33 protein-coding genes are annotated in these 26,812 nt (G+C 34.5%); 28 read left to right on the top strand and 5 right to left on the bottom strand.

Translation table 11 applies throughout. The features are described 5' to 3' along the window. Positions 1–3 precede the first annotated feature (3 nt). From rpsN to V7P73_RS00280, 17 genes are all read left to right on the top strand, one after another. Positions 4–273 carry a 30S ribosomal protein S14 gene (gene rpsN, locus V7P73_RS00360; RefSeq protein ID WP_034962852.1) on the top strand — a complete coding sequence of 90 codons (270 nt, stop codon included), beginning with the start codon at positions 4–6 and terminating at the stop codon, positions 271–273. A 350-nt stretch (positions 274–623) separates the two neighbouring features. Further along, positions 624–1,022, top strand: coding sequence for a 30S ribosomal protein S8 (gene rpsH / locus V7P73_RS00355; protein WP_027383307.1), 399 nt, complete (start codon positions 624–626; stop codon positions 1,020–1,022). Positions 1,023–1,040: 18 nt separating this feature from the next. Continuing rightward, positions 1,041–1,586 (top strand): 50S ribosomal protein L6, encoded by a 546-nt coding sequence (rplF, locus tag V7P73_RS00350; RefSeq protein ID WP_333850493.1) that lies wholly within the window; start codon positions 1,041–1,043, stop codon positions 1,584–1,586. Positions 1,587–1,597: 11 nt separating this feature from the next. After that, positions 1,598–1,951, top strand: a complete 354-nt coding sequence (gene rplR, locus V7P73_RS00345; RefSeq protein ID WP_074236359.1) for a 50S ribosomal protein L18 — start codon at positions 1,598–1,600, stop codon at positions 1,949–1,951. Between the two features lie 19 nt (positions 1,952–1,970). Next, a complete protein-coding gene (gene rpsE, locus V7P73_RS00340) occupies positions 1,971–2,489 on the top strand; it encodes a 30S ribosomal protein S5 (RefSeq protein WP_074236360.1) in 519 nt (172 codons plus the stop codon). Positions 2,490–2,500: 11 nt separating this feature from the next. Then, positions 2,501–2,677: a 50S ribosomal protein L30 gene (gene rpmD, locus V7P73_RS00335; protein WP_027383303.1), complete on the top strand. Its 177-nt coding sequence runs from the start codon at positions 2,501–2,503 to the stop codon at positions 2,675–2,677. 81 nt (positions 2,678–2,758) lie between these two features. Then, positions 2,759–3,208: a 50S ribosomal protein L15 gene (gene rplO, locus V7P73_RS00330; RefSeq protein WP_074236361.1), complete on the top strand. Its 450-nt coding sequence runs from the start codon at positions 2,759–2,761 to the stop codon at positions 3,206–3,208. 10 nt (positions 3,209–3,218) lie between these two features. After that, positions 3,219–4,598: a preprotein translocase subunit SecY gene (gene secY, locus V7P73_RS00325; protein ID WP_333850487.1), complete on the top strand. Its 1,380-nt coding sequence runs from the start codon at positions 3,219–3,221 to the stop codon at positions 4,596–4,598. A gap of 8 nt (positions 4,599–4,606) precedes the next feature. Continuing rightward, positions 4,607–4,822: a translation initiation factor IF-1 gene (gene infA, locus V7P73_RS00320; RefSeq protein ID WP_027383300.1), complete on the top strand. Its 216-nt coding sequence runs from the start codon at positions 4,607–4,609 to the stop codon at positions 4,820–4,822. A 10-nt stretch (positions 4,823–4,832) separates the two neighbouring features. Then, positions 4,833–4,949 (top strand): 50S ribosomal protein L36, encoded by a 117-nt coding sequence (rpmJ, locus tag V7P73_RS00315; RefSeq protein WP_007839480.1) that lies wholly within the window; start codon positions 4,833–4,835, stop codon positions 4,947–4,949. A gap of 14 nt (positions 4,950–4,963) precedes the next feature. Then, positions 4,964–5,341, top strand: a complete 378-nt coding sequence (rpsM, locus tag V7P73_RS00310) for a 30S ribosomal protein S13 (RefSeq protein WP_074236363.1) — start codon at positions 4,964–4,966, stop codon at positions 5,339–5,341. A 12-nt stretch (positions 5,342–5,353) separates the two neighbouring features. Further along, positions 5,354–5,743 carry a 30S ribosomal protein S11 gene (gene rpsK, locus V7P73_RS00305; protein ID WP_027383298.1) on the top strand — a complete coding sequence of 130 codons (390 nt, stop codon included), beginning with the start codon at positions 5,354–5,356 and terminating at the stop codon, positions 5,741–5,743. A gap of 19 nt (positions 5,744–5,762) precedes the next feature. Continuing rightward, positions 5,763–6,371, top strand: a complete 609-nt coding sequence (gene rpsD, locus V7P73_RS00300) for a 30S ribosomal protein S4 (protein WP_074236364.1) — start codon at positions 5,763–5,765, stop codon at positions 6,369–6,371. Between the two features lie 31 nt (positions 6,372–6,402). Beyond that, positions 6,403–7,398: a DNA-directed RNA polymerase subunit alpha gene (locus V7P73_RS00295; protein WP_074236365.1), complete on the top strand. Its 996-nt coding sequence runs from the start codon at positions 6,403–6,405 to the stop codon at positions 7,396–7,398. 8 nt (positions 7,399–7,406) lie between these two features. Beyond that, entirely contained in the window at positions 7,407–7,922 is a 516-nt protein-coding gene (gene rplQ, locus V7P73_RS00290; RefSeq protein WP_074236366.1) for a 50S ribosomal protein L17, read from the top strand. Positions 7,923–8,082: 160 nt separating this feature from the next. Then, positions 8,083–9,459 (top strand): DUF4403 family protein, encoded by a 1,377-nt coding sequence (locus tag V7P73_RS00285; RefSeq protein WP_333850373.1) that lies wholly within the window; start codon positions 8,083–8,085, stop codon positions 9,457–9,459. A gap of 81 nt (positions 9,460–9,540) precedes the next feature. Further along, complete coding sequence (locus tag V7P73_RS00280) at positions 9,541–12,093, top strand: M4 family metallopeptidase (RefSeq protein ID WP_333850371.1); 2,553 nt, start codon at positions 9,541–9,543, stop codon at positions 12,091–12,093. 109 nt (positions 12,094–12,202) lie between these two features. Here V7P73_RS00280 and deoD read toward each other — a convergent pair whose 3' ends face one another. From deoD to V7P73_RS00255, 5 genes are all read right to left on the bottom strand, one after another. Further along, positions 12,203–12,910, bottom strand: a complete 708-nt coding sequence (deoD, locus tag V7P73_RS00275; protein ID WP_333850370.1) for a purine-nucleoside phosphorylase — start codon at positions 12,908–12,910, stop codon at positions 12,203–12,205. 89 nt (positions 12,911–12,999) lie between these two features. Continuing rightward, a complete protein-coding gene (locus V7P73_RS00270) occupies positions 13,000–13,704 on the bottom strand; it encodes a LytR/AlgR family response regulator transcription factor (RefSeq protein ID WP_312421379.1) in 705 nt (234 codons plus the stop codon). Between the two features lie 2 nt (positions 13,705–13,706). Further along, a complete protein-coding gene (locus V7P73_RS00265) occupies positions 13,707–14,753 on the bottom strand; it encodes a sensor histidine kinase (RefSeq protein WP_333850364.1) in 1,047 nt (348 codons plus the stop codon). Between the two features lie 67 nt (positions 14,754–14,820). Further along, on the bottom strand, positions 14,821–15,117 hold the full coding sequence (locus V7P73_RS00260) for a DUF4907 domain-containing protein (RefSeq protein WP_333850363.1): 297 nt from the start codon (positions 15,115–15,117) through the stop codon (positions 14,821–14,823). A 16-nt stretch (positions 15,118–15,133) separates the two neighbouring features. Further along, positions 15,134–16,147, bottom strand: coding sequence for a Kelch repeat-containing protein (locus V7P73_RS00255; RefSeq protein WP_333850362.1), 1,014 nt, complete (start codon positions 16,145–16,147; stop codon positions 15,134–15,136). 189 nt (positions 16,148–16,336) lie between these two features. Here V7P73_RS00255 and V7P73_RS00250 point away from each other — a divergent pair, with 189 nt between their 5' ends. The 11 genes from V7P73_RS00250 (at position 16,337) to V7P73_RS00200 (ending at position 26,801) form a co-directional block, all read left to right on the top strand. Further along, positions 16,337–17,680 carry a DUF4270 family protein gene (locus V7P73_RS00250; RefSeq protein ID WP_333850361.1) on the top strand — a complete coding sequence of 448 codons (1,344 nt, stop codon included), beginning with the start codon at positions 16,337–16,339 and terminating at the stop codon, positions 17,678–17,680. 10 nt (positions 17,681–17,690) lie between these two features. After that, complete coding sequence (locus tag V7P73_RS00245) at positions 17,691–18,920, top strand: hypothetical protein (protein WP_333850359.1); 1,230 nt, start codon at positions 17,691–17,693, stop codon at positions 18,918–18,920. Between the two features lie 186 nt (positions 18,921–19,106). Beyond that, the gene (locus tag V7P73_RS00240) at positions 19,107–20,348 is read left to right on the top strand and encodes a tyrosine-type recombinase/integrase (protein WP_056013289.1); all 1,242 of its coding nucleotides are present in this window, start codon (positions 19,107–19,109) and stop codon (positions 20,346–20,348) included. A 14-nt stretch (positions 20,349–20,362) separates the two neighbouring features. After that, positions 20,363–21,097: a hypothetical protein gene (locus tag V7P73_RS00235; protein WP_333850353.1), complete on the top strand. Its 735-nt coding sequence runs from the start codon at positions 20,363–20,365 to the stop codon at positions 21,095–21,097. A gap of 78 nt (positions 21,098–21,175) precedes the next feature. Next, positions 21,176–21,454 carry a helix-turn-helix domain-containing protein gene (locus tag V7P73_RS00230; protein WP_056220634.1) on the top strand — a complete coding sequence of 93 codons (279 nt, stop codon included), beginning with the start codon at positions 21,176–21,178 and terminating at the stop codon, positions 21,452–21,454. 73 nt (positions 21,455–21,527) lie between these two features. Then, positions 21,528–22,766 (top strand): primase-helicase family protein, encoded by a 1,239-nt coding sequence (locus tag V7P73_RS00225; RefSeq protein WP_056220638.1) that lies wholly within the window; start codon positions 21,528–21,530, stop codon positions 22,764–22,766. 265 nt (positions 22,767–23,031) lie between these two features. After that, positions 23,032–23,910, top strand: coding sequence for a toprim domain-containing protein (locus tag V7P73_RS00220; RefSeq protein WP_333850350.1), 879 nt, complete (start codon positions 23,032–23,034; stop codon positions 23,908–23,910). 148 nt (positions 23,911–24,058) lie between these two features. Then, positions 24,059–24,505: a plasmid mobilization protein gene (locus V7P73_RS00215; RefSeq protein WP_056220643.1), complete on the top strand. Its 447-nt coding sequence runs from the start codon at positions 24,059–24,061 to the stop codon at positions 24,503–24,505. Then, the gene (locus tag V7P73_RS00210; RefSeq protein WP_082474552.1) at positions 24,502–25,650 is read left to right on the top strand and encodes a relaxase/mobilization nuclease domain-containing protein; all 1,149 of its coding nucleotides are present in this window, start codon (positions 24,502–24,504) and stop codon (positions 25,648–25,650) included. The genes V7P73_RS00215 and V7P73_RS00210 overlap by 4 nt, the downstream gene beginning before the upstream one ends. A gap of 22 nt (positions 25,651–25,672) precedes the next feature. Continuing rightward, positions 25,673–26,284 (top strand): hypothetical protein, encoded by a 612-nt coding sequence (locus V7P73_RS00205; RefSeq protein ID WP_333850346.1) that lies wholly within the window; start codon positions 25,673–25,675, stop codon positions 26,282–26,284. Positions 26,285–26,474: 190 nt separating this feature from the next. Beyond that, a complete protein-coding gene (locus tag V7P73_RS00200; RefSeq protein ID WP_002981116.1) occupies positions 26,475–26,801 on the top strand; it encodes an ArsR/SmtB family transcription factor in 327 nt (108 codons plus the stop codon). Positions 26,802–26,812 lie beyond the last annotated feature (11 nt).

The raw sequence follows: 26,812 nt of genomic DNA, 5'->3' as shown, positions 1-26,812 counted from the left end.
GAGATGGCTAAAGAATCAATGAAAGCGCGTGAGCGCAAAAGAGAAGCTACAGTGGCTAAATATGCTGAAAAAAGAAAAGCTTTGAAAGAAGCTGGAGATTATGATGCATTACAGAAATTGCCTAAAAATGCTTCTCCTGTAAGATTACACAACAGATGTAAACTAACAGGAAGACCAAGAGGATATATGAGAACATTCGGTATTTCCAGAGTAACTTTCCGTGAAATGGCTAACAATGGTCTTATCCCAGGAGTTAAGAAAGCTAGTTGGTAAGCAATTAAAATTTTACAGCTGACTTTTATTTTTTTAGAAGTCAGCTGTATTTTAATAAATAGAGAACAAAACTAAATCAAAGTAAGGGCAAAGAAAAAAATATTTGTTATTATTTTTTTTGTACTTTTGCACCCGCTCAGAAAAATTATTATTTCTATGAGAGGCAATTTTTCGTTTTGACTATATTTATTAGAATAAAATGAAATTAAGAAAATCAAAGTGACAATTAAGTTGTTGAGATACTGAAGGTAAAGAGATTCGGCGAAGAATTATTCGAAGCTCTATAACTCTTTAATCTTCAAGTCTTTTCAATACTGGTTGTCATTAACCAATAATTTTAAAACAAAGAAATGGTAACAGATCCAATTTCAGATTTCCTAACAAGAGTAAGGAACGCACAAAGCGCAGGCCACAAGGTGGTGGAAATTCCTGCATCGAAAATCAAAAAAGAGATCACTAAGATTCTTTTTGACCAAGGTTATATCTTGAACTACAAGTTCGAGGATAATGCAGTTCAAGGAGCTATCAAGATCGCTTTGAAGTATGATAAGCAAACAAACAAGCCAGCTATCAAGTCTATCCAGAGAGCATCAAGACCAGGTCTTCGTCAGTACAAAGGTTCTGAGGAACTTCCAAGAGTACTTAACGGACTAGGTGTAGCTATCATCTCTACTTCTAAAGGAGTAATGACTGATAAAAAAGCTAGACAAGAGAAAGTAGGAGGTGAAGTAATTTGCTACGTATATTAATTTTTTAAAACAAGGAAAATGTCAAGAATTGGTAAAGCAATTATAGAAGTTCCTGCTGGTGTTACAATTTCCGAGAATAACGGTGTTGTAACGGTTAAAGGTCCTAAAGGAGAATTATCTCAGGAGCTTACAGGAGGGATTAGCTTCTCACAAGAAGACGGTGTACTTACGTTCACTCGTCCTTCTGACTCAAAAGAACATAAAGCGCTTCACGGTTTATACAGAGCGCTTATCAACAATATGATTGTTGGTACTTCTACAGGTTTCACTAAGCAATTAGAACTAGTAGGAGTTGGATACAGAGCATCTCACAATGGCCAAAGATTAGAATTGGCTCTTGGATTCTCACACGGTATCGTATTGGAACTTCCAAAAGAAGTTACAATCGATACATTGACTGAAAAAGGGAAAAACCCAATCATTACAATATCTTCTTACGATAATCAACTTCTTGGAATGGTAGCTGCGAAGATCAGATCTTTCAGAAAACCTGAACCTTATAAAGGAAAAGGTGTTAAATTCGTGGGTGAAATCATCAGAAGAAAAGCCGGTAAATCTGCATAAAATTTAAGAAAATGGCATTAACAAAAGTTGAAAAACGAATCAGAATCAAGAGAAGAGTAAGAGGGAAGATTTCCGGATCTGCAGAATTACCAAGATTATCTGTATTCAAAAGTAATAAAGAAATCTATGCTCAATTGGTAGATGACAAAGACGGTAAAACATTAGTATCTGCTTCTTCTAGAGAGAAAGGAGTAGACGCTAAAGGAACGAAAGTAGAAGTATCTGTAGCAGTAGGTAAAGCTATCGCAGCTAAAGCTAAAGCGGCAGGTATCGAAAGTGTTGTATTTGATAGAAATGGTTTTGTGTATCATGGTAGGGTGAAAGCTCTTGCTGACGGTGCTAGAGAAGCAGGTCTTAAATTCTAATTTTAAAAATCTAGAAAACATGGTAGATAGTAATATAGAAAGAGTTAAACCTGGAGGATTAGAATTAAAAGATCGTCTGGTTGCTGTTAACAGAGTAACTAAAGTAACCAAAGGTGGTAGAGCATTTGGATTTTCTGCAATTGTTGTTGTAGGAAACGAAGATGGAGTAATCGGTTACGGACTTGGTAAATCTAAGGAAGTTGCTTCTGCTATCGCGAAAGCTGTAGAAGATGCTAAGAAAAACTTAGTGAAGGTTCCTGTAATCAATCACACAATTCCTCACCAAACTTCTGCTAGATATGGAGGTGCTGATATCTTCTTGAGACCAGCTTCTCACGGTACAGGACTTATCGCAGGTGGTGCGGTAAGAGCGGTACTAGAATCTGCAGGGGTACATGATGTATTGTCAAAATCTAAAGGTTCTTCTAACCCACACAATGTTGTGAAAGCTACTTTCAACGCATTGTTGGATATCAGAAGACCAGAAGAAATTGCAAGAATGAGAGGAGTTTCTTTAAGTAAAGTGTTTAACGGTTAATCAATATAGCAATGGCAACAATCAAAGTAAAATTAGTTAGAAGTGCTATTAATCGTTCTAAAACTCAGAAAAGAACACTTGAAGCACTAGGATTTAAAAGACTTCAACAAGTTGTAGAACACGAAGCTACGCCTTCTATTTTAGGAATGATCGCTTCTGTAAGCCACTTATTAGAAGTTCAGAAATAAGAACAATAGACAAAGGGAAAAGAGACTCGATTTTAGCAGTCTCTTGTCTCTTATCTTTTAATCTATAATCTCAATACAACAATGAATTTAAATAATTTAAAACCATCAGCTGGTTCTACATTCAGCACAAAAAGAATTGGTAGAGGCCAAGGAAGCGGATACGGTGGTACTTCAACAAAAGGACATAAAGGTCAAAAAGCGAGAGCTGGTTATTCTCAGAAAATCGGTTTCGAAGGTGGACAGATGCCTTTGCAAAGAAGACTACCTAAATTTGGTTTCAAAAATATTAATAGAAAAGAGTTTAGAGCAATCAATCTTGATACTATCCAAACTTTGATCGATACTAAGAATATCACTGGTGATATCACTAGAGATGTATTAGTTGAAAACGGTCTTGCATCTAAAAACGAATTAGTAAAAATCTTAGGAAGAGGTGATTTGAAATCTGGTGTTTCTATCTCTGCAGATAAATTTACTAAATCTGCTGAAGAAGCAATCAACAAAGCAGGAGGTAAAGCAATTACTCTTTAATTAATAACTAATGAAAGAATTTATACAAACACTTAAAAACATTTGGAGTCTGAAAGAGCTTAGAGATAAAATTCTCTTGACGCTTTCTTTGGTCCTTGTGTATAGATTCGCATCTTATGTTTCTCTTCCTGCTATTAACACGGCGGAAGTAGGAAACTTATTACAACATTACCAAAATCAAGGCGGGAACCAACAAGGGGCCGGCCTTTTGGGTTTATTGTCATCTTTCACAGGTGGAGCTTTTAGCCGTGCCTCTATTATGGCATTGGGAATCATGCCATATATTTCGGCATCTATTATTGTACAGTTGATGGGAATGGCTATTCCTTATCTTCAGAAATTACAGAAAGATGGTGAAAGTGGAAGAAACACTTTGAACCAAATTACCAGATGGTTAACTATCGGGGTTTGTCTTGTACAAGCACCATCGTATTTAACATCCGTTACACAATTCTTTTTACCTTATTCACAATTCTCATCAGCATATTATGTTGATCCAGCATCTCTGATGTTTTGGTTACCAAGTATCATTATTCTGGTAGCAGGTTCTGTATTTGCAATGTGGTTAGGAGAGAAGATTACGGACAAAGGTATTGGTAATGGTATCTCTATTTTGATTATGGTGGGTATCCTTGCGGATCTTCCAACTGCGTTTTATCAAGAAGTTCTTACACAGAATGGTAAAGGTGGATTAGGAAGCATCATGATTTTAGTAGAAGTTGTATTCTGGTTATTGGTAATTCTATTAGCTATCGTATTATCTGTAGCAGTTAGAAAAATCCCAATCCAGTATGTAAGTAGAGCTCAGGCAAGAGGTGGCGTAAGCAGAAACTTGATGGAAGGCGCTAGACAATGGATCCCATTGAAGGTTAATGCAGCGGGTGTAATGCCAATCATCTTTGCACAAGCATTAATGTTTGTTCCTGGATTACTTACGAAAGTTGATGAATCAAATACGTTTTTGGCTGGTTTCAAGAATGTTTTTAGCTGGCAATACAACGTATTGTTTGCGTTATTGATTATAATTTTCTCATTTTTCTATACAGCAATTACCATTCCTGTAAATCAGATGGCTGATGATTTGAAGCGTAATGGTGGGCTTATTTCTAAGGTTAGACCTGGAAAAGAAACGGCAGATTATTTGGATGATATTTTATCCAAAATAACTTTGCCTGGTGCAATATTTTTATCTATCTTTGCAGTCCTTCCGGCAATAGTGCACGGAGCGTTTGTTCAGACAGATAGATTTGCTCTCTTTTTTGGGGGTACATCGTTGTTAATTATGGTTGGAGTTATCTTGGATACCGTTCAACAAATTAACACATATCTGCTGAACCATCATTATGATGGGTTGATGCAATCTAAATTATCAAGATCATCAAACCTTTAATAAAGTAAATGGCTAAACAGAAACATATAGAACAAGACGGCGTGATTACGGAAGCACTTTCCAACGCGCAGTTCCGTGTAGAGCTAGAGAATGGGCATGTTTTAATTGCCCATATTTCTGGTAAAATGAGAATGCATTATATAAAACTCTTACCTGGAGACAAGGTAAGACTCGAACTCTCTCCTTATGACTTGACTAAAGGGAGAATAACTTTTAGATATTAAAATTAACAAAATGAAGGTTAGAGCATCTATCAAAAAAAGAAGTGCTGATTGCAAGATTGTACGCAGAAAAGGTGTGCTTTTCGTGATCAACAAGAAGAACCCTAAATTTAAACAAAGACAAGGTTAAGAACCAATTAAATTATGGCGAGAATTTCAGGTATTGATTTACCAAAGAACAAAAGAGGCGTTATCGGTCTTACTTACATCTACGGTGTTGGAAGAAGTACTGCTTCAGAAATTTTGAAAAACGCTGGAATCAGCGAAGACAAGAAAGTCAACGAATGGAATGACGATGAATTGGCTGCAATCAGAGGTTATATCTCAGACAACGTAAAAGTTGAAGGAGAATTGCGTTCTGAAGTGCAATTGAACATCAAGCGATTGATGGACATAGGATGCCAACGAGGAATACGTCACAGACTAGGACTACCTTTAAGAGGCCAGAGAACGAAAAACAACTCTAGAACCCGTAAAGGAAAGAGAAAAACAGTTGCTAACAAGAAAAAAGCAAGTAAATAATCGTTAGGAATTATGGCAAAACAAACTAAAGTAGTTAAAAAAAGAAAAGTAAAAGTTGAGGCTATTGGTGAAGCGCATATTCAAGCTTCTTTCAATAATATCATCATTTCTTTAACAAATAAAGCAGGAGAAGTTATCTCTTGGGCTTCTGCCGGTAAAATGGGTTTCAGAGGTTCTAAAAAGAATACTCCATTCGCAGCTCAAATGGCTGCAGAAAACTGTTCTCAAGTAGCTTTCGAAGCTGGTCTTAGAAGAGTTAAGGTGTTTGTAAAAGGTCCAGGTGCTGGTAGAGAATCTGCAATCAGAACTTTACACAATTCTGGAATCGAAGTAAGTGAAATCGTTGACGTGACGCCTATGCCTCACAACGGTTGTAGACCACCTAAAAGAAGAAGAGTTTAATTTTTAGAATTTACCCATTATGGCAAGATATATTGGACCTAAAACAAAAATTGCTAGAAAATTTGGTCAGGCAATTTACGGAGACGATAAAAACTTCGAAAGAAGAAAAAATCAACCACCAGGACAACACGGTCCTAACAAAAGAAGAGGTGCGAAAAAATCAGAATACGCTACTCAGTTAGCTGAAAAGCAAAAAGCTAAGTACACTTATGGTATTCTAGAAAAACAATTCGCTAACCTTTTTGACAAAGCTCATAGAAGCAAAGGTGTAACAGGTGAAGTTCTTTTGCAACTTTGTGAATCAAGATTGGATAACGTTGTTTACAGATTAGGTTTTGCGAAAACAAGAGCTGCTGCTAGACAATTGGTTTCTCACAGACACATCACTGTGAACGGAGAGCTAGTTAACATCCCTTCTTATTTGCTAAAAGCTGGTGACGAGATTGCAGTAAGAGAGAAATCAAAATCTCTTGAAGTAATTTCTAACGCTTTAGCATACAAAGCAAATTATGAGTGGTTACAATTCAATGACGAGAAGAAAACTGGTACTTTCACAAGTGCACCTGAGAGAATTCAGATTCCTGAAGATATCAAAGAACAGTTGATCGTCGAATTATACTCTAAATAATAATTTTTTCAAATTTTTGCTCAACCAGACTATGGCAATTTTAACATTTATAAAACCCGATAAAGTAATCCTATTAAACTCAACTGATTTTAAAGGACAATTCGAATTCAGACCTTTGGAACCAGGTTTCGGGCTTACTATCGGTAATGCATTGAGAAGAGTTTTACTTTCTTCTCTGGAAGGATATGCTATTTCATCTATCAAAATAGAAGGCGTAGAGCACGAGTTTTCAACTATACCAGGAGTGATCGAAGATGTTACGGAAATCATTCTTAATCTTAAACAACTTCGTCTAAAAGCTAAGACAGAAAACCCGGGAACAGAGCAGGTAACTGCAAAAATATCTGGAAAAAATGTAGTTACAGCTGGAGATCTAGGAGAATCAATTGTAAATTTTGAAGTTCTTAATCCAGATTTGTTAATTGCTACTTTAGCTGAGGATGTTACCTTTGAGATAACTTTCAATGTAGAAAAAGGAAGAGGATATGTTCCGAGTGATCAGAACAAATCAAACAATGCTCCTGTTGGGACTATTGCTATCGACTCTATCTTTACACCTATCAAAAAAGTACAGTACAGTATCGAAAATTATCGTGTAGAGCAAAAAACAGACTACGAAAAATTAGTATTGGATATCGAAACTGATGGATCTATCACACCTCAGAATGCTTTAACAGAAGCCTCTAAGATTTTGATTTATCACTTCATGTTGTTCTCGGATGAGAGAATTACTCTAGAGACAGAGGCTGTAAAAGCTTCTATCCAATATGACGAAGAAACACTTCACACAAGACAACTTCTTAAGTCAAAATTAGCAGATATGGATCTTTCTGTAAGAGCCCTTAACTGTTTGAAAGCGGCTGAAGTAGAAACTCTTGGAGAGCTTGTTTCTTTCAGTAAGTCTGATTTGATGAAATTCAGAAATTTTGGTAAAAAATCTTTAACAGAACTTGAAGAATTGGTTCACTCAAAAGGACTAAATTTCGGGTTTGATGTTGCAAAATATAAGTTAGACGCTGATAAATAATCCTTAAAATGAGACACGGTAAAAAAATAAATCACTTAGGTAGAACAGCTCCGCATAGAAAAGCAATGCTTTCTAACATGGCTTGTTCACTAATTGAACATAAAAGAATCAACACTACTGTTGCTAAAGCGAAAGCTTTAAGAGTTTACGTGGAACCAATCCTTACTAAAGCTAAAGAAGATACAACACACAATAGAAGAACAGTTTTCTCTTACCTACAAAGTAAAGAAGCTGTTACTGAATTGTTCAGAACTGTAGCTCCTAAAATAGCTGAAAGAAATGGTGGTTACACAAGAATCATCAAAACTGGCTTCAGAGCTGGTGACTCTGCTGATATGGCAATGATTGAATTGGTAGATTTCAACGATATCTACAATCCAAATGCAGAAGAGAAGAAAACAACTAGAAGAAGTAGAAGATCTACTGCTGCGCCTAAGGCTGCTGCAACTGTTGAAGCTACAGAAGCTAAAGTTGAAGAAACTCCTGCTGCAGAAACTGCTACAGAAGAAAAAACTGAAGAGTAAGAACTTTAAGTTTTTAAATATAAAACCACCTCATATCGAGGTGGTTTTTTTATGCATACTAATTTCAAACGTTTATTTTGTACATATATCTGACCTTAAAATATTATTAATGAACAATAAAACCATTAATTTTACGGTTTAAATTTTATTAAAAATAGTTATGAATCTAATTCGAAAATTCACATCTCTATATTTTTTACTGATAAGTTTAATCACTTTTTCTCAAACAGAAACTCCGGTTTATACTTTACCCAAAATCAAATCCAACATCACACTCCCTGTTTCACTTCCTATTTCCGAGATCAATAGTCTCATCAATCAATCGGTGAAAGGTGTTTTGTATGAGGATCAATCTTATACGGATAATAATAATGACCAATTTAAAGTTAAAGTCGAGAAGCAGGCAAACATTAACATAAAAGCTTTGACCAATAACAGATTGATGATTTCTGTTCCATTGAAAATTTGGGCAGAAAAGGGCTACGGAAGTTTTGGCTATTACCTTTACAAAGACACGAATCTGAATGTCATAATGAATTTTATTACCAGTTTGACGGCAACACCAGATTGGAAACTTGACACAAAAACGACAACTGCAGGTTTTGTATGGACACAGAAGCCTGTTTTGGACTATGGGAAAGTGAAGATCCCGATCACGCCTTTGGTAGAAAATGTTTTGAAGGAGCAGCAAAGTAAATTCACAAAGGTTATCGATCAGCAGATCAAAACGCAATTCAATCTTCAACCGTATTTGTTAATGGCTTGGAATCAGTTTTCAAAGCCTATTAATATTTCTGAGGAATATAATACTTGGTTGAAGATCTCGCCACAAAATACATATATGTCGCCACTCCAAGTTTTTCAGGACAAGATCAAAACAACTATTGGGATTGATTTGTATTCGGAAACATATGTTGGGCAAATTCCTTTGGCAACAAGAGATGCAGTTTCGGTTCCGAATTTTATATTAAATCCAAATCTCCAGAATGTCTTCAACCTGCAAACTACAGCCAACATCAGTTTTGAAGAAGCAACAAGACTTGCAACCCAACAATTTCTGAATAAAGAATTTGCAATGGGAAGCGAAGATAAAAAGGTAAAGATTACCGATATTTCTGTTTATCAAGAAAAAGAAAATATCGTAATAGAAGCTCATACAAGCGGCGAAGTGAACGGGACTGCTTTCATCAAAGGCAAACCATACTACAGTGCAGAAGAACACAAAATAAAACTGAATGTTACAGATTTTAACCTCAAAACAAAGAACTTTTTTCAGAAAGCTTTAACTGTTTTATTCGAAGGGAAAATCAAAAGAATGATAGAAAAAGATTATGGTATTCCGCTTCTTGATATCGAAAATGCTTCCAAGAAAAGTCTCACGGAAAACTTTAACAAAGAATATGTGAAAGGTATTAAATTACAAGGACAAGTTCTTGACCTGAAACCAACACAGTTTCTGTTATCTGAAAAATACATCACCATTGTTATTGATACCAAAGCACAATTGCAGATGAATGTTTCGGGATTGAGTTTTTAATAATGTTTGTTGGTTTTCTTTGTGTTTTATTGATTAATATGCTGAAGATATTGTATATATTTGTTAGCAATTAAATTTAATATGAAGAAAACATTTACTCTAGCACTTGCTTTAGCTTATGTCTGCGGATTTTCCCAAGAATCCCAAGAATTGGCTCAATTGAAAAAGAAAACCAACGCTAACGTTACAATCAGTAGCAGCACATCTAATCCTAATTTTATTCTTTTTAAAGATGCCAAAGCACTTCAGCTGAAATCGGCTGGAGCAAAAGCAAAAGCTGCAGAATTCTTAGCACAAAACTTCAAAGCTTTCAATCTGAAATCCGCGAATGATTTGGTTTTTGTAGAAGAAAAGATTGATAATTACGGTTTGAAGAATGTAGTCTATATGCAGCAACATCAAGGTGTTCCTGTGTATGATGGTGTTCTAAAATTCCATTTCAATGGAAAAGAAGAATTGACGTCCATTAATGGAAATGCACTATCTAATATCAAAGTTGGTTCTACACCTGGTATTTCTTCGATAGAAGCTGAAAGCATTGCAAAAAATATTGTATCTAAGCAAGACCTTAATCTATCTAATACACCTTTGGATGCTTTGAAAACCAAGCTTTTGATTTTTCCGAAGAATCTGGCTCAAGGCGGTATTGTAACACCATATTTAGCATACGAAATAGAGGTTACGAATAAAAAAGATGTGAGAGAATTTCTTTTCATCAATGCTCACACGGGAGAACTGATAGAGCAGTTTACCGGAATTCACCCTATCGACAGAAAACTTTATGAAACCAATACCAATGCTTCTAATCTGAAGTGGAAAGAAGGCGATGGGTTTCCTGGGACTTTGAGCAACTGGCAACAAAATGAAGTTGTTACATCAGAACATGTTTATAATTTCTTCAAGAATGCCTTTGGATATGTATCTTATGATGCAGCAGATCACACGATGATTACTGTCAATAATGATCCGACAATCTCCTGCCCAAATGCAAGATGGAATGGAACTTATGCCGGATATTGTGACGGAACTGCCACGGATGATGTTATCGCACACGAATGGGGACACGCTTATACAGAGTACACAAGTGGTTTGATTTACCAATATCAATCTGGTGCATTGAATGAGTCTTACTCGGATGTCTGGGGAGAAACCATCGATCTATTGAATAATTATGAAGATGATGGCGAAAACCTGAATGTGAGAACTACAACATCTTGTTCAGAATCTTTGCGTTGGAAGATGGGAGAAGATGCAACATCCTTTGGTGGAGCTATCCGTGATATGTGGAATCCCAATTGTAACGGTGATCCTGCAAAAGTTTTGGATGCTGCCAATTATTATTGCGGCACTGCCGATTCGGGAGGCGTGCATACCAATTCGGGTGTGACCAACCACTTATATGCATTATTGGTAGACGGCGGTACTTACAACGGATACACAATGACTGGGATAGGTTTTGTAAAGGCTGCACATCTATGGTGGAGAGCACAAAAGAATTACCTTACAGCAACCAGCGATTTTGCTAATTTTGCCGATGCGCTGGAAGCATCTGTTAACGACTTAATCGGAATCAATTTGCAAGGATTATCAACAACAACTACTCCTGCAGGATTAAGCGGACAATCATTCACTACAGCGGATCTGCAGAATATTAAGAACGGAATTCTTGCTGTACAATTGAGAACTTCTCCAGCTACCCAATGTAATTATCAGCCTATACTAAAACCAGTACCGGATCTTTGTGCTGTTGCAACTTCTAACCCTTTGTTCAAAGAAGATTGGGAAAATGGTTTAGGAAACTGGACGGTTTCTAATATTCCTACAAAACCAGCAACTTGGGAAGCTAGAGATTGGACAATAAAAAGTAATTTGCCAAAGAGCAGAGCTGGTAAAGCAATTTTTGCGGTTGACCCAATCAACGGAGATTGTGCATCCAATTTACAAAACGGAATTCTTCGTCTGGAAAGTCCAACAATTACTATCCCAACTTTCTCTTCTGGGAAGTACGAAATGGCTTTCAACCATTATGTAGCAACAGAATCTACTTGGGATGGAGGAAATATCAAATATAGTTTAAATGGTGGTTCTTGGACATTGTTGCCAGTGACAGCATTTACACAAAATAGCTTTAATAGTGCCTTAGACGGAACTTCCCAAAATGATAATCCATTGAAAGGACAAAGAGCGTTCACAGGAACAGATGGTGGCTCTCTTGGCGGAAGCTGGGGACAAAGTGTGATCGATCTTTCTAAAATCGGTGTTGTTTCCGGATCTAATATCAAATTCAGATTCGAATTGGGAACTGATGGCTGTAATGGTGTTGAAGGTTGGTACTTAGACGAAATTTACGTTTACAACTGTAGTTCGCTACTTGCTGTAGAAGATGCTCAGAAACAAAATTCAATCAGTGTTTATCCTAACCCAACTTCAGGTTTTGTAACGATTCAGAATAAGAACAATTCTAACTTGAAGAATGTTGAGATTTATAATGTTGCAGGCCAATTGGTTCAAAAATTCAATGTGAGCAATGCTAAAAATGCGTCTTTGGATATGAGTCAGTTAACGAATGGAACTTATGTTCTGAAAGTAATTTCTGAAACTGAAACTAATTCGGTGAAAGTCATTAAAAAGTAATCTTTCGAGTTATTTATCATAATAAAAATGCTTCTGATAATTCAGAAGCATTTTATATTAATGTAAATCAAAGTTCTAATCTCTAACTTCTAAACTCTAATATCTCAAATTATAACTTAATCGCCGTTTCAAGAGATAATTCCATCATTGTTCTCAATGCTTTTTCTCTTTGGTCAGCAGAGATTTGCTCGTGTGTTGGGATGATGTCAGAAACTGTTAAAATTGTTGCTGCATTTTTACCAAGATGTTTTGCATTAGCAAAAAGCGCAAAAGCTTCCATTTCTACTGCAGGACAATTGTGTCTCATTGCAATTTCCGGAACAGCAGGATCTTTTCTGTAGAAGATATCGCTAGAGTGGATGTTGGTTGCTTTTGCTTCAAGTCCCAATTCTTTTGCCGTTTCATTGATTTTATCAAAAGCATTTCCTTGGTTAGAAATGACATCTTCTTCAATTCCCCAAGCAAATTTGGCGTAAGTACTTTCACTGGCTGCATTTTCTACATTCAGGATGTCGAATAATTTCAAATCAGTTGAGTAAGCCCCACAAGTTCCGATTCTGATGATCGTCTCAACCTCATATTCTGTAAATAACTCGAAAGAATAGATTCCGATACTTGGGAATCCCATTCCGCTCGCGCCAACAGTGATTTCTTTACCTTTATAATTTCCTGTGTAGAAATAGATATTTCTTGTTTGACTTACCAATTTGGCATCCGTCAAAAAGTTATCAGCAATATATTTTGCTCTAAGTGGATCGCCGGGCATCAAAACCGTCTTAGCGATTTCTCCTTTTTTAGCACTAATGTGAACACTCATTTTATGAATTTTTTTAAGACCGTGAATATAAAATTTATAATCCGATTTCTAAAATTGATTCTGAAATAAAATTCATAAGCTAGGTTAAATCATTTATACCTTTCAATAATCCCAGAAAGATAAGTCTTATACTTTTCACTCACTGGGATTCTTTCGTCGCCAATAGTTAAACTGTTTTTGCCCACACTTTGCAAATGCTGAAGCGAAATAATATGCGAATTGTGAACTCGGATAAAATTATCAAAATTCATCTTTTCCATAATTGATTTCATTGTTTGATGCACGATCAGTTTTCTGTTATGAGTATAAATCACAATATAATCTTTCAGCGCATTGATTCTCATAATTTCATCTAGATTCAGTTTCACATCTTCATTATTTGATCTTACGAATATGAAAGATTCTTTCAAAGCGTTACTAGTTTCTTGTAGAATTCTTTTGTTGTTATAAAGATTAAAACATTTGTAAGTCGCCTTCAAAAATCTCTCAAAAGAAAATGGTTTGAGAAGATAATCAATCACATCCATCTCAAAACCTTGGATGGCACAATTGTCATAAGCCGTTGTGATAATGACATTCGGGAGTTTGTTGAAGCTTTTTAGAAATTCTATTCCCGAAATATTCGGAAGATTGATATCCAGAAAAATTAAATCAACAGTGTTATTTTGCAACACATTAATGGTTTCCTGGATGTCGTAACAATTCGCCACAAGATTCAGAAAAGGGATTCTGGAGATAAATTCTTCAATCACGTGATGTGCCAATTCTTCATCATCTACTATTATACAATTCATCTTTAATTTAATTGAAGTTTTAAACTTATTTCGTATTCAGAGCCATTATCCTTGATATCCAACTGATATTTTTCGGGATAAAGCAAATCGAGTTTCATTTTTGTATTCTTAATGCCTAGCTGATTATTATCTGTTCTGGCACTGGGTTTATTCTCATAAAAATTTTTGACATTGAAATCCAAAATGTGATCTTGCAAATGAACTTTAATATCGACTGGACCTTTTCCAAAATCTGCATATTTGAAAGCATTTTCTATGAATGTCAGAAGCAATAAAGGTTCTATTTTGTAAGCCTCGAAGTTACCATAGAATTGCCAATTGATATTATTGAATTTATTAAATCGGATTGACTGGATCTCGATGTATTTTTTGATGTTGATGATCTCATCATTCAGATTGTTTTTCTGTCCGTTTTTGTCATTCAGAACATAACGCATAATATCAGACAAAACCAAAATGACTCTCGGCGTATCTTTGGATTGTGTGATTGATAAAGAATAAATACTGTTCAACGCATTGAAGAAAAAATGAGGATTGATTTGTTCTCTTAGGATTTTCAGTTCGCTGGATTGTCTCTCGAATTCCAAAGCTTTTATCATTTTCTGATTTTCCATCCATTTGTCAACAAAAAACAATAATGTGCTGAAGATGATTGAAAACAATCCTATTTTAAAGAATATATCGTGGAGATTAAGCCTTTTATTCATCATTCTTTCCGGTCTTGGGAAATCCTTAGGGAAATCTTTTGGTGGAAAAGGCGGATGATGCATTGGTGGAGAAAATAAAATTGTCAATCCAATGTACATCACAAAAAACGAAATCACGATGATGAAAATCGTCTTTGGTTTTTGCTTAATGATATAAGGCAATGACCAATAATAATTGAGGTAAAATAAAAAAATGGCAGCGACAAAAATCTGAAGATTCATCAGAAACAGAAAGTTTCCAAAGACAGAAAAATCCATTATCAATTTGAACGCGATAAGAATCATCCAGATAATCCAGTGGTAGATGTAGGTGGTTTGTATGCGTTTCAGAAACGTTTTCATAACAAGTATTTAAGTTCTTTTTTTAACCGCAAAATTCCTTCAATATCAGAATTGAAGGAATTATTGCTTATTGAAATTTTTGGATTTCGTATTCAATCTTCATTGAGTCTAGTTCATCTACCGAAATCCGAGGAATGGATGAATTTTTTATTTTTTGTGCCACAAGACTGGCGGTTTTCTTAGCTTGTAAGCTGTCTTTGAAAACCTGTTCGCCAGGTATTGCAGGTATATAAGGCTGATCTATAAAGGTTTTCTTGTTTTTAATGATTTGATAACCATAACCTGCCTTTTGTTGAGTGATTTTGATGTCAATTGGATTATTTTTTTTCTGACACGCGATCAAACAAATCCCTGAAAAAAGCATCGATTTCCACAAAGATCTAGTCATCATCGTTTTGTGTTTCGTTTGGATGTAAAACCCAGATATCATCAAAATAGGAAGAGCCGCTGTTTCCTGTCAAAACATAACCGTAAGTTCCGAATGAGAATGCACACGCACTTTCTCTGGAAGAACCTTCGAAGGCTGACCTTTCTGTCCAGTCATCTGTAGAAGGGTTATATTCCCAAGTGGAGTTGGTAACACCACTTACAGATCCTGTAGAAACATATCCTAATCCGTTGGCTGAAAAAGCTGCAGTAGAAGATCTGTTTTGAGTATCATCATCATTGCTCGTATCTGCTTTTCTGGTCCAAGTTTCTGCCGATGGATCGAATGCCCAGAAATCTGAAACAAGACTGCTGTTGTTGGTTCCGAAGCCTACATAAGCAATCCCGTTGATTACGAACGCTGCTCCGTCTCTTCTTTTAGAATCTCCTAAGCTTACGATGCTGCTCCAGCTGGATGTTGCCTCGTCATATTTGTAGAAATCCTTCAACTCGCTTCCGTCATATCCTGTTCCTACAAAACCTTTGCTTCCTACTCCAAAAGCTAAAGCTGCGTATCGACCTGTTCCAGGGAAATCTGCAATCTGCGCCCAAGAGTTGGATGAAGGATCATATTTGTAAAAGTCACTTAACTTGTTGAGTCCATCATATCCCGTTCCTACATAACCGTAAGAGTTCGTAGCAAAAGCGACCGCAGAACTTCTTTTTGCGCCTGGGAAATCTGCTTTTTGCGTCCAGGAGTTGGCATTAGGATCGTAACTCCAAAGATCATTGTAATAATCTTCTCCATCGTAACCACCGGTTAGATATCCTATCCCATTCACCACAAAAGCAGAAGCATTGGAACGTGGTTTTCCATCCAAATCGGAAACCCTCACCCAATTTCCCACCAGTTCATCATCGTCATCATTTCGACAGCTTGATACCAAAAATAGTCCTGCCATAGCAAGAACCAAGACCGAAAGTTTCTTGTCCATTATTTTTTTGATGCAAATGAATTCCATTTTCATCTATTCTGAAAATTTTTTAGACCAACGTGGCTTTTTTGTCGGTAAACGGACTTGTTATTTCGACAAATTTGTATTGCTCCTTAAAAGCCGAAGCTATCTACAAAAGCTGTTAGAGTGTCGAAAACTAATAAAGAAAGGAAGAAAACATTTTACCTCTATATTATACTCAGTGTATGTTTACAGAAAAAAATGTACAAATATGTTTTGTTGTGTGTTTCTATTCTCTTCATATGCTCCTGCGAAAGAGAAAGCAACACTTATGAAGTAGGAAACTCCTTGGTTTCGGCACAAACCAAAGTAGCACTGATTGATACGCTGACAATCAAAATGTCAACAATAATGAAAGATTCTGTTGTGACATCCGGGAAAAGTGCAATGCTGGTTGGGAATATAAAAGACAATACATTCGGAAAAGTAACATCAGCTTCTCTTTTTGAACTGACACCTTCCAGCTATTCTCTGGCGACTACGACCAATGTGGTTTTTGATTCCATTGTTATGTATCTGACAAATAATGATTTCTATTATGGTGATACACTTAAAACTTTTAAACTGGATGTTCATCCGATGGAAAGTAGAATCAAGCTGAATAATGGTTATCTCTATAATAAAAGCAATTTTAAGTATTCTTCTACCTCAATCGGAAGTGCAGAATTTCTTCCCAGACCTAATACAGATAGTAGTTTTGTGAAAATTAAATTAGATCAGGCTTATGGTCAGAACCTCTTTAATCTATTGAAAAGCAAAGATGCCAACAGTCAGGAATATTTTCTTAATTTTTATAAAGGTCTGGCACTTGTTCCATCATCTGATAATAATGCAATGCTCCGCTTCGGAATCAATTCTTCTTATCAGGTTCAGATTAGTAAAACTACAAAAGAAAAAGTATCAAATATAGTCAGGTTATATTATCATACAGCTTCTGTAAACGGAACAGAAGAAGTAAAATATACGTTAGATATCAATCCGAGTACATCTTATTCTTACAACAAAATCCAAAGTGATTTTTCAGGCTCCGAATTAGCCAATCTGAGTCCAACTAATCCAATAGAATCTAAAAATCTCGGTAACAAAACTTATCTGATGGCAGGAATTGGTGTTTATACTAAAGTTGAGATTCCTTATCTAAAAAGTCTGAAAAGCCTCTATACCAATTATAAAATCATTAGTGCCAATCTTTCATTGAGTCCTGTTGCAGGCTATTATTCTAAAGATTTTTATAACCCGAGCCCGCTTTATTACTATCTCGGAGATAAGAAAAATAATATTTCTTCAACATTTTTACAAACTGATGGAACTACAGAAATACAAGTCAGCTTATCCGACGAAAGCGAGTTTCAAAGTGACTATGGTTATAGTTTCGATATGCTGAGTTACGTCAATACTATTTTGTCAGAAACTTCAGATTCCAATTATAATGTTCTAATTTATCCATCTTCATATCAAGATGTTCTTTCAGGGAAAGTGGTGTTTGGAAGCCAAAAGAACAGTACCAATCCGGCAAAACTTAAACTTTATATGTTAGGCTATTAATTCAGAATTTATGAATCATAATATTAAAATATTGATGTTTTTTGCTGTTATTGTTATGCAGAAAACATGGGCGCAGGAATCTTCTCCTTATTCTTATTTCGGGATTGGAACGATGAATAATGTTGATAATGCGAGAAATATTGCTTTAGGAAATACCGGCATAGCTCTAGAATCACCAGATTATATTAATTCGAAAAACCCAGCATCTATCACAACAATTGGGATGCAGAATGTGATTTTTGATGTCAGCGGTTTACTGAAGAGTAATACAATTTCCAGCAATCAAGGGACAGACAGAAGAATCAACGGAAATTTTACCAATCTTGGTCTAGCTATGAGAATTAGCAATAGATTTTCTTTAGGAGCAAGTGTTCAGCCATCTACTTCTACAGATTATAAGTTTGTTTCTACAGTCCCGGTAGAGGGAACCTCTGATACTTATCCCATTACTTACGAAGGAAGTGGCGGAATTACCAACCTTGGTGTTACTTTAGGCTATAAGATTGATAAAAATTGGAGCATTGGAGGAAAGGTAAAAAATAACTTTGGGACTATTATCCGTAAAGAAATCATTACCACAAATTCTGAACTCGAAATTAGTCGGAATATAAGATATACAGGGTTTAGCTATGGTTTGGGAACTCAATTCAATAAGTATTTTCAACAAGAAAGACTTCAGTTGACATTGGGAGCTATTGTTAATTTCAAAAGTAATTTAAATGCTAATGGAGAAACAGTTTATACCGAAAACAGAGAATATAATAGTAGTACTACAACAAAATTAAGATCAAAAGATTCTGCACTTCCTTTGGAAATGGGTGTTGGTGTAAGTATTTTGAAAAACGATAGATACAGGTTTAGTTTTGATTTTACACAGAGCAATTGGAATGAAGTTAAAAATACAGTTACAAATGAGAAATACTACAGGCAGCAAGTCTATGGTTTAGGCTTTGAACTCCTTCCACAAAGAAGAAACAGCCAGTTTCTTTCTGAGAATTTAATTTATAGTGTTGGACTCAATTATGATACAGGATATTTTAAAGTGAATAATCGTGAAATCAATAAAATGGAAGCCACAGTTGGATTAGGAATTCCGATGAACAAAATCATTTTGAATGTAGGTTATGGCTATGGGAAACGAGGTGTTTTTACCAATGCTGCAATAAAAGACAATTATCACATGCTGAATATTAGTGTAGACTTTTTGGACAAGTGGTTCACAAAAAGATATATAAATTAAAAAAAAGAGACTCGTACGAGTCTCTTTTTTTTGGTGGAGTTGGAGGTTTTCGAACCTTATATATTTTAACATAACTTAAAATATGTAAGTTCTCTATTTATCAGCATTTTAACTATATTTGTATAAACTAATATACTTAGTTTTTATGTCTAAATATAGAAGAAGTAGCACCTAAACTGGCACCTGATGAATTACACTTTTAAACTCAAGCAACCCAATGGTACAAAGGAAACTCTGATTTATTTCCGTTCATTTTTCAACAATGAAAGTAAGAATTTTATCTATTCTACTGGTGAGAAAATAAAACCAACCGAATGGGATTTTGAAGGTAGGCAACCTAATGACCTAAACGGAAGAACTAAAAGGGCAGAGATTCATCGAAGTGTTAAAATGCAGTTGGATAGATATAGTAGTTTTTTTACAGAGATTGTTAATCGATATAAGAACATAAATGAAGAACTTACCGTTGATATTCTTAAACAAAGATTTGATGAAAAATTCAAAAAAATAACAGTTAAAAGTGATTTCTTTAGAATTTATCAGGAGTTTTTAGATGAGAAGGAAAACGACTATACCGGTAATTCGATTTCAAACTCAACTCTAAAGCGTTACAAATGCAATAAGAATTTACTCGAAGATTTTGAAAGCAATAGCAAAGTAAAGATCAGCTTAGGAAAATTTGACAATAAACTTTATAACAAATTTCTAAAATATTGTATTGAAGAAAAGAAACATTCTGCAAATACATTACATAGAAATGTTGGTCTGCTCAAGACTTTTCTTCTTTGGGCTCTAAATAAAAAATATACTTACAATAACAATTTTATTGCTTTCAAGAAACCTGCGAAATTTACAACTGATGAAATAGCTTTGAATTATGAACAAGTTGAACTCATATATAATTACAATCTCAGTGAAAACAAAAGATTAGAAAAGGTTCGTGATCTTTTTGTTTTTGGTTGTACTACCGGAATGAGGTTTGGCAATTACAGTACGATTTCCAGAAGTGATGTTGACGGAAATTTCATACGGGTTATTGATTTAAAAAGTAAATCTAAAAACTTAGCAATTCCTTTAAACAGTATTTCTAAATCAATACTGGAAAAGTATGATTATAATCTGCCAAGTATTACAAATCAAAAGATGAATGAATATATCAAAGAGGTTTTTAAAAAGTTAGAGTTTACTGATGAAATAAAAAAAACTATGAAATATGGTGATGAGCTGGTAGACCAAAAAGCTGAATTTTGGACGAGAATTTCCTCGCATACTGCAAGAAGAAGTTTTATTACTATAATGAAGAACAAACGAGTTCCGGATAAGGTAATTATGAGCTACACCGGTCATACCAGCTTAGAAGTGTTTAATGCCTACTACAGACCAAGCGAAGATGATAAGATCAACTATATGAATGAGGTTTTTAAATAATCACAATTATAATTATGGATCATAAAAAACTTTACGGACGTTGGAATTTTTGGGAGGAATTTGTCGGCTATCCGATGATGCTTTATCATTTGATAAAACGAGAAAAGATTCAGGAGCGGTTTCAAAAGAGAATAGAAAAAGCCAAGCAAAAATCTTCTAAAGTTGTACTCAATGAAAAATTGAGGAATGAGTATTTGATTAGATATGAAAAGTTAGACAACTTCTTCAGTTTTCATTTCAAAGATATTGATACATCACGAAATCATAATTTTGAAGACAAGATTCGCTATTGTTTAGATCATTATAAGAAAGAATCAAACAGCCTGATAAGTTCAAGTAATTTAATGAAGTTGCAAGGCAATTTTCTAAGTGGCGCCGAAACCACGCTTTTTCTATATTTTGCTTTACAAAGCAAAACAAATAGAGAAGTTCGTTTATCAGATATTATGATTGGTGAAAATAGTTCTAAAATTTTCATCGCTTTTTTAAAAGACAAAAAATTCATCGATGAAAATCACAATCTGCTCGTGGATCAGAAATCTTCTTTCATCAGAATCCACCGATTCTTAAAAGACCATCATATTATAAATCCGGATTTTCAAGACACCACTATTATTGAGGTTATGGAAAACGAATATAATTCCAATTTTGACAAAGGAACATTTTCACGGGCAATAACTGTGAAACCTAATGATTTTGAGGAAACTATCTATTACGAATTATCTAAGCTATTTAATATCAAGCATTAAACTTTACGCAATTGAGTAGAATTGCATTATTAGTTATTCTAATCATACAATTTTGTCTGCAAATAAATATCACAGATTATGCAGACAACAAATCCATTCCAAACCATTCTCGACGAATTAGGGGAAGTGAAAGACTTACTCTATTCTCTCAAAAAAGAACCTGAAATTGAGTTGAAAAAGACACTATACTCTATCAAAGAGTGTTCAGAAATTCTAAAACTCGATTATCAAACCGTACGCTCACATATTTTAAAAGGTAACATTAAGGCGGAACAAATAGGAAGATTCTACAGAGTCAACCATTTTGATCTTATGGATGCTTTAAACGAAGTCAAGTCGCTTAAGTATAGAAGATAGATAGAGACTTTTATTTATCAAGCATTCCAATTCACCCTTCCGTATTTCCTGTACGGAATCAAACCTTTAAAATATGAGCGAAAAAATCCCATATCTAAGAGTAGGGACAACCTACTATAAAACTATTGAGAAACCATTAATCTCAGGAGATAAGATCTCAATACTAACTCGATGGAATCGTGAAACCATTATCAGCGATCACGGAAAGATATACGTCTCAAAAGTTCCTAAGTATGACGGTTTCTGTTGTATACCATCCCATTTGCAATACCAACAAATTATCCAAGGATTTTATAATGTTTACAATGAGATTCCTTACCAGCCGATCAAAGAAACACTAGAGCAAACAAGCCTAAAAGAGAAGATTCCATTTTCACTTAGATTTATGGAGCATATTTTCGCAGAACAGTTGGAATTAGGATTGGATTACATCAAGATCTTACTGCAATATCCAACACAGATACTCCCGATTCTTTGTCTTGTAAGTAAAGAAAGATCTACTGGAAAATCCACGTTCATAAAATGGCTGAAATCTATTTTTGGACTTAATATGACCTATATCAAAGGTGACTCATTCAGCAGTCAGTTCAATTCGGATTGGACATCAATGCTAATCGTTGCTATTGATGAAGTATTCTTTGATAAAAAAGAAATTACGGAACGATTAAAATATCTTTCGACGACTGATAAAGACAAGAAGGAGGCAAAAGGAAAAGATCGTGAAGAAGTGGAATTTTTTGGAAAATTCATTCTCTGTTCCAATAATGAAGATAACTTCATTCAGATCGATGAAAATGAGATCCGATTCTGGATTATTAAAGTAAGATCAATCAAAAGCGAGAACACTGAATTTCTCCACAATCTAAACAAGGAGATTCCCTATTTCCTTCGTTACCTAATCCAAAGACCTTTTCACAGCCGTAAGGAGACAAGAATGTGGTTCACTGATTCGCAGATCAGAACAAAAGCCCTTCAGAAATTGGTTTGGAAAAATAACAATAAACTGGAATCTAAGATCATCGAACTTTTATATGAGTTTTTCCAAAGTACCGAAGACAAGATTATTAACTGTATTCCGCAAGATATTTTCAATATGCTTGGTAAAATGTTCAGCAAACAATATTGGACAGTAAACGATATACGGAAACTGCTGAAAGAAATCTGGAAGCTCGAGCCTCAAAACAATTCATTAGCCTATATCAAATACGACCTAGATTATGGCTTAAGTTTTTTTCAACAGAATAAAACAGGGCGGTATTTTACAATAGAAAGGAATTTTATTCTCCAAAAATTTGATGAAATGATGAATTAATAGATAATAAAAAGAAAATCAATGTGTTATCTCTCATCAAAAGCCTCATCAAACTTTTAAACCTTGATTTTTGATGAGAGGATGATGAGAAGAATATTTCCACTTTGATGAGGTGATGAGACTTTGATGAGAGTTTAAATTATTGTTAATCAATTTTTTAAAAGGCTTTCTCATCAATTCATCAAACATTTGACAAAACTAAATCCGTCTACTTTACCCATCAAAATTCATACGCTTATTACTAAAAACATTAAAAAGTACAACAATGAACTGCAAACAATTCAACAGCATATCGTTGGAAGAAGTCCTCCTTTCTCTCGGACACCTTCCAACGAAACAAAATGAAAAAGAAGCTTGGTATATCAACCCTTTTGCCAACGAATCCCAAGCCTCTTTTAAAATCAATAAAAGTCTAAACTATTGGTATTTATTTTCAGAAGGGATCGGAGGAACGAATACCGACTTTATGAAGAAATACCTGAACGCTTCGGTCAATGAAGTTTTAGTATGGGCAGAAAATCAAAATTTTTCTTCATTTCATCAGCAAAGTATTTCAAATCAGAAAGCAGAAAATTTATCTAAACACTATGAGATCATTGAAATTAAAAACGTTCAGCATCCTGCACTTTTGGAATATTTAAGAGAAAGAAAAGTTGGAAATCAAACTCAGTTCTTAGACGAAATTCATTACCGAATGAAAGATAAAAACTATTTTGGAATTGGCTTCAAGAACTATTCTGGCGGTTATGAAATCCGCAATAAATATTCGAAAATTTGTTTGGGCAAAAAAGATATTTCAACCATAAAAAACGGATCAGAATCGCTTCGGATTTTCGAGGGCTTTTTCGATTTTCTTTCCTTTAAAAATGTAGAGAACTTTTTAGAAAAAGAACCTGTCGATTATCTCGTTTTGAATTCCGTTTCGATGATTTCTAAGATTAAAAATTCACTTGAAAATTATAAAAATATAGAGCTTTATTTTGATAATGACGAAGCAGGAAATCGTGCCGTTGAAATGATTAAAAATGAAAACAAAAACGCAGAAGATTGTCGGGTTTTATATTCAGATTTTAAAGATTTAAATGATTGGATGATTCACAAAAATCCATCACCTGAAAGGCAAGTGAAGCAAAGACGAAGGTGAGTAAAATAAATACAGGTAAAATATGGTGGTATGTTAGTGCAAAAAGTACCCAAAGTTTACAATAAGCGTACCCGCTGATTGCAAAATTGGGATTTTTGATTTCTTCCTATCGTCAGAAATGTTTTTTAAATGCAATAAAATTTACACAATGGAAAAAGACTTTTTACAAGAATTTATAAACCAAGCCACCAAAGAAAATGAAGTCAAAATTGCTCAGGAAAAGAGAAAAAAATATTTTCAGGAATTAGGTCGTAAAGGTGGTTTAAAAACCAAAGAAAATAAAAAATTGGACAAAGTTATTTCAATACGAATGACCAATGCTGAATATGAAATTCTACTTAAAAAACAAGAAAAACATCCGCTGAAATTGTCCACTTATATTCGGAATGTTTTGTTCGAAAAGGAACTTAAAATTAATGAATTCCAAACTGATGAAGTGTTGCTTCAATATGGAAATCATTTCAAAAAAATCACTAATCTTTTAAGAAATCGGGAATGGAATGTTTTTGAAAACAAGAAAGATATTTTAGTAAAAATTGAAAATCTGATCCAATTAATTCATCAATATTTATATTCTAAAAACTCAGAAAAATGAATAATTCGGCAACCACAAGAACCATTACAAAAATTGCTTTGGAATACAATGCAAACGATAAAGGAACAGCAGAAATGGTGGCTTCGAATTATCTTTTGAGTGACACTGCTGAAGGTCAATTTAACGAAATGAAGACCGTAGCTGAAAGAAATCTCAAAGTGAAGAAATGGGCATTGACGGGTTATATTTCTCAACCAGACGAGATAGGCAGAGTATTAAAAGATGAGGAATTAAAACAGATTGCGATGGAAACTCTTGCAAAAGTTGGTGTGACAAACAAAAATCAGTACCGACTGGATATTCACAATAGTACGAAACATAAGCATATTCATTTTATCGTGAACAGGATTGATATTTCGGGAAAGTGCACCGTGAAATCACACGATATCGGAAAGAGATTTGGTGAAGCTGTCAGAGAAGTTTGTAAAGAGAAAGGATTATTAACCGATGTTGAAATTGGAGTGCAAAAAAAAGCCGAGATGTTGAAAATCTTGACCGAAACTATCAGGGCAGAAGATAATTTTGATGATCTGATCTTATCAATGAAGAAAAAAGGTTACGAAGTTCAATTGTCTTCAAATGTCAAAGACGGGATTTCGGGAATGCGAATTGTGATGGAAAAAGACAAAAATTTTCAAACTGAAAGGATTTATATAGCTGGTTACAAATTGTCTGAAATTTCAAATCAATTGAAAATCTCTGAAATAAAATCTTTGTTTGAAGTTAAAACTGCGGTTAAGGAAGTACAAAAATACGCTAGCAACTTAAAGGAATTTCGGGAAAATATACAACAAAAAGGATTTTCTGTAAAGATGCAATACAATGGAGAATTTAAAGCCAATCAAAAAAATGAAATTCAAGGTATATGGATCAATAAAGTTGATAGTAATCAACAGAAAAGCGGATTCTTCTTCCTTAAAAATGTCGGATTCTCTCTGTCGGCAATAGATCCTGGTCTTGATGATCTGGTAAAATCATTAAGTCAAAATAGTGTAAATAATGATGCAAGTAATCATCTGAAATCAGACCCAAATGAAAGCTTAATAGATATTGCAGGCGAGTTAATAGGCGACTTCCTTAATCCAACCTATGTTTCTCAGGACGAAGATGAACTCTGGAAAAAGAAGCGAAAATTAAGAAGATAATTAAAAATATAAAACAATAAATATGGATAGTGAAAATAAAGAATCTAAAAGTAACGCAATGGAACTTTTAGAAAACGTGATCAAATCAAATATGGAAAATATTGAACAAAATATCAAACTTCAGTTTGCCATTGAAGATCATACGACTCTATTGAATGATTTAAAGATCTGCTTGGAAGACGGACAGTCACTCAATAATGAAACTGTGGTCTTTTTCAAATTAATGCAAGCCAAAATAACTGAATTTCTTGCCAGTATTCCTACCCAGACAGAAATGGTTCTTTCAAAAGAAACTAAAGATTATTTGGAGGGTTTAGGAAAGGATATACGATGGAAGAAGAAATTTATTTGGAGCGGAATTGGAGTTTTTGTCTTTGCGGTTTTAGTACTGATCGCCTCCATTAATTTCTCAACCAATTGGTACAAAGAAAGCATCAAAGCTAAAAGTGAACTACGCCAAGATATTTTAAATGAAATTGCTGATGAAGGAAAAAAAATCTACGATGAAAATGAGATAACAATTTTGAGAGAAAACACTCAAATAATGCAATTATGGATTAAAAATAATCCTAAAAAAGCGGAAGATTTTCTGAGGTTTAAAGATGGATATAACGCAAGTAATGAAAATCATTAAAGAATTATCAATCAGCTGGAAAATTACTTTGGAGGTGAAAATTAAGGTAAAAACCTTCGGTGAATATATTTTCTACTATTTGAATTCTTTTTGAATTGGATCCCTAAGCTTCTCTTTAGACAATTTATTAAAAAATATTTTGCGAAGTAAATATTATATCGTAATATTGCGATATAATATTTTTGGAATTATGGGAGCTACTAAAACAGAACATTTTACAGACAAACAAAATCAAATTGCAACTATTGCAAAAGCATTGGGGCATCCTGCCAGAATAGCTATTATTGAGTATTTGATGAAAGTTAATGAGTGTATTTGTGGTGACATCGTGAATGAATTACCATTAGCTCAACCAACAGTTTCCCAACATTTGAAAGAATTGAAAAATGCCGGGATCATAAAAGGTAACATTTCCGGAAACGCTATCTGCTATTGTATAGACGAAAAGACTATCGAAATTTTAAACACTTATTTTTCCGCAATAGTACAAACCGTTACCAAATCAAAATGCTGTTAGCATTTTTTTAT

The organism is Epilithonimonas sp. (assembly GCF_036780765.1).
Taxonomy (GTDB): domain Bacteria; phylum Bacteroidota; class Bacteroidia; order Flavobacteriales; family Weeksellaceae; genus Epilithonimonas.
Note: the sequence above shows the minus strand (reverse complement) of the source record. Positions and strands in the feature narration are given on the sequence as shown.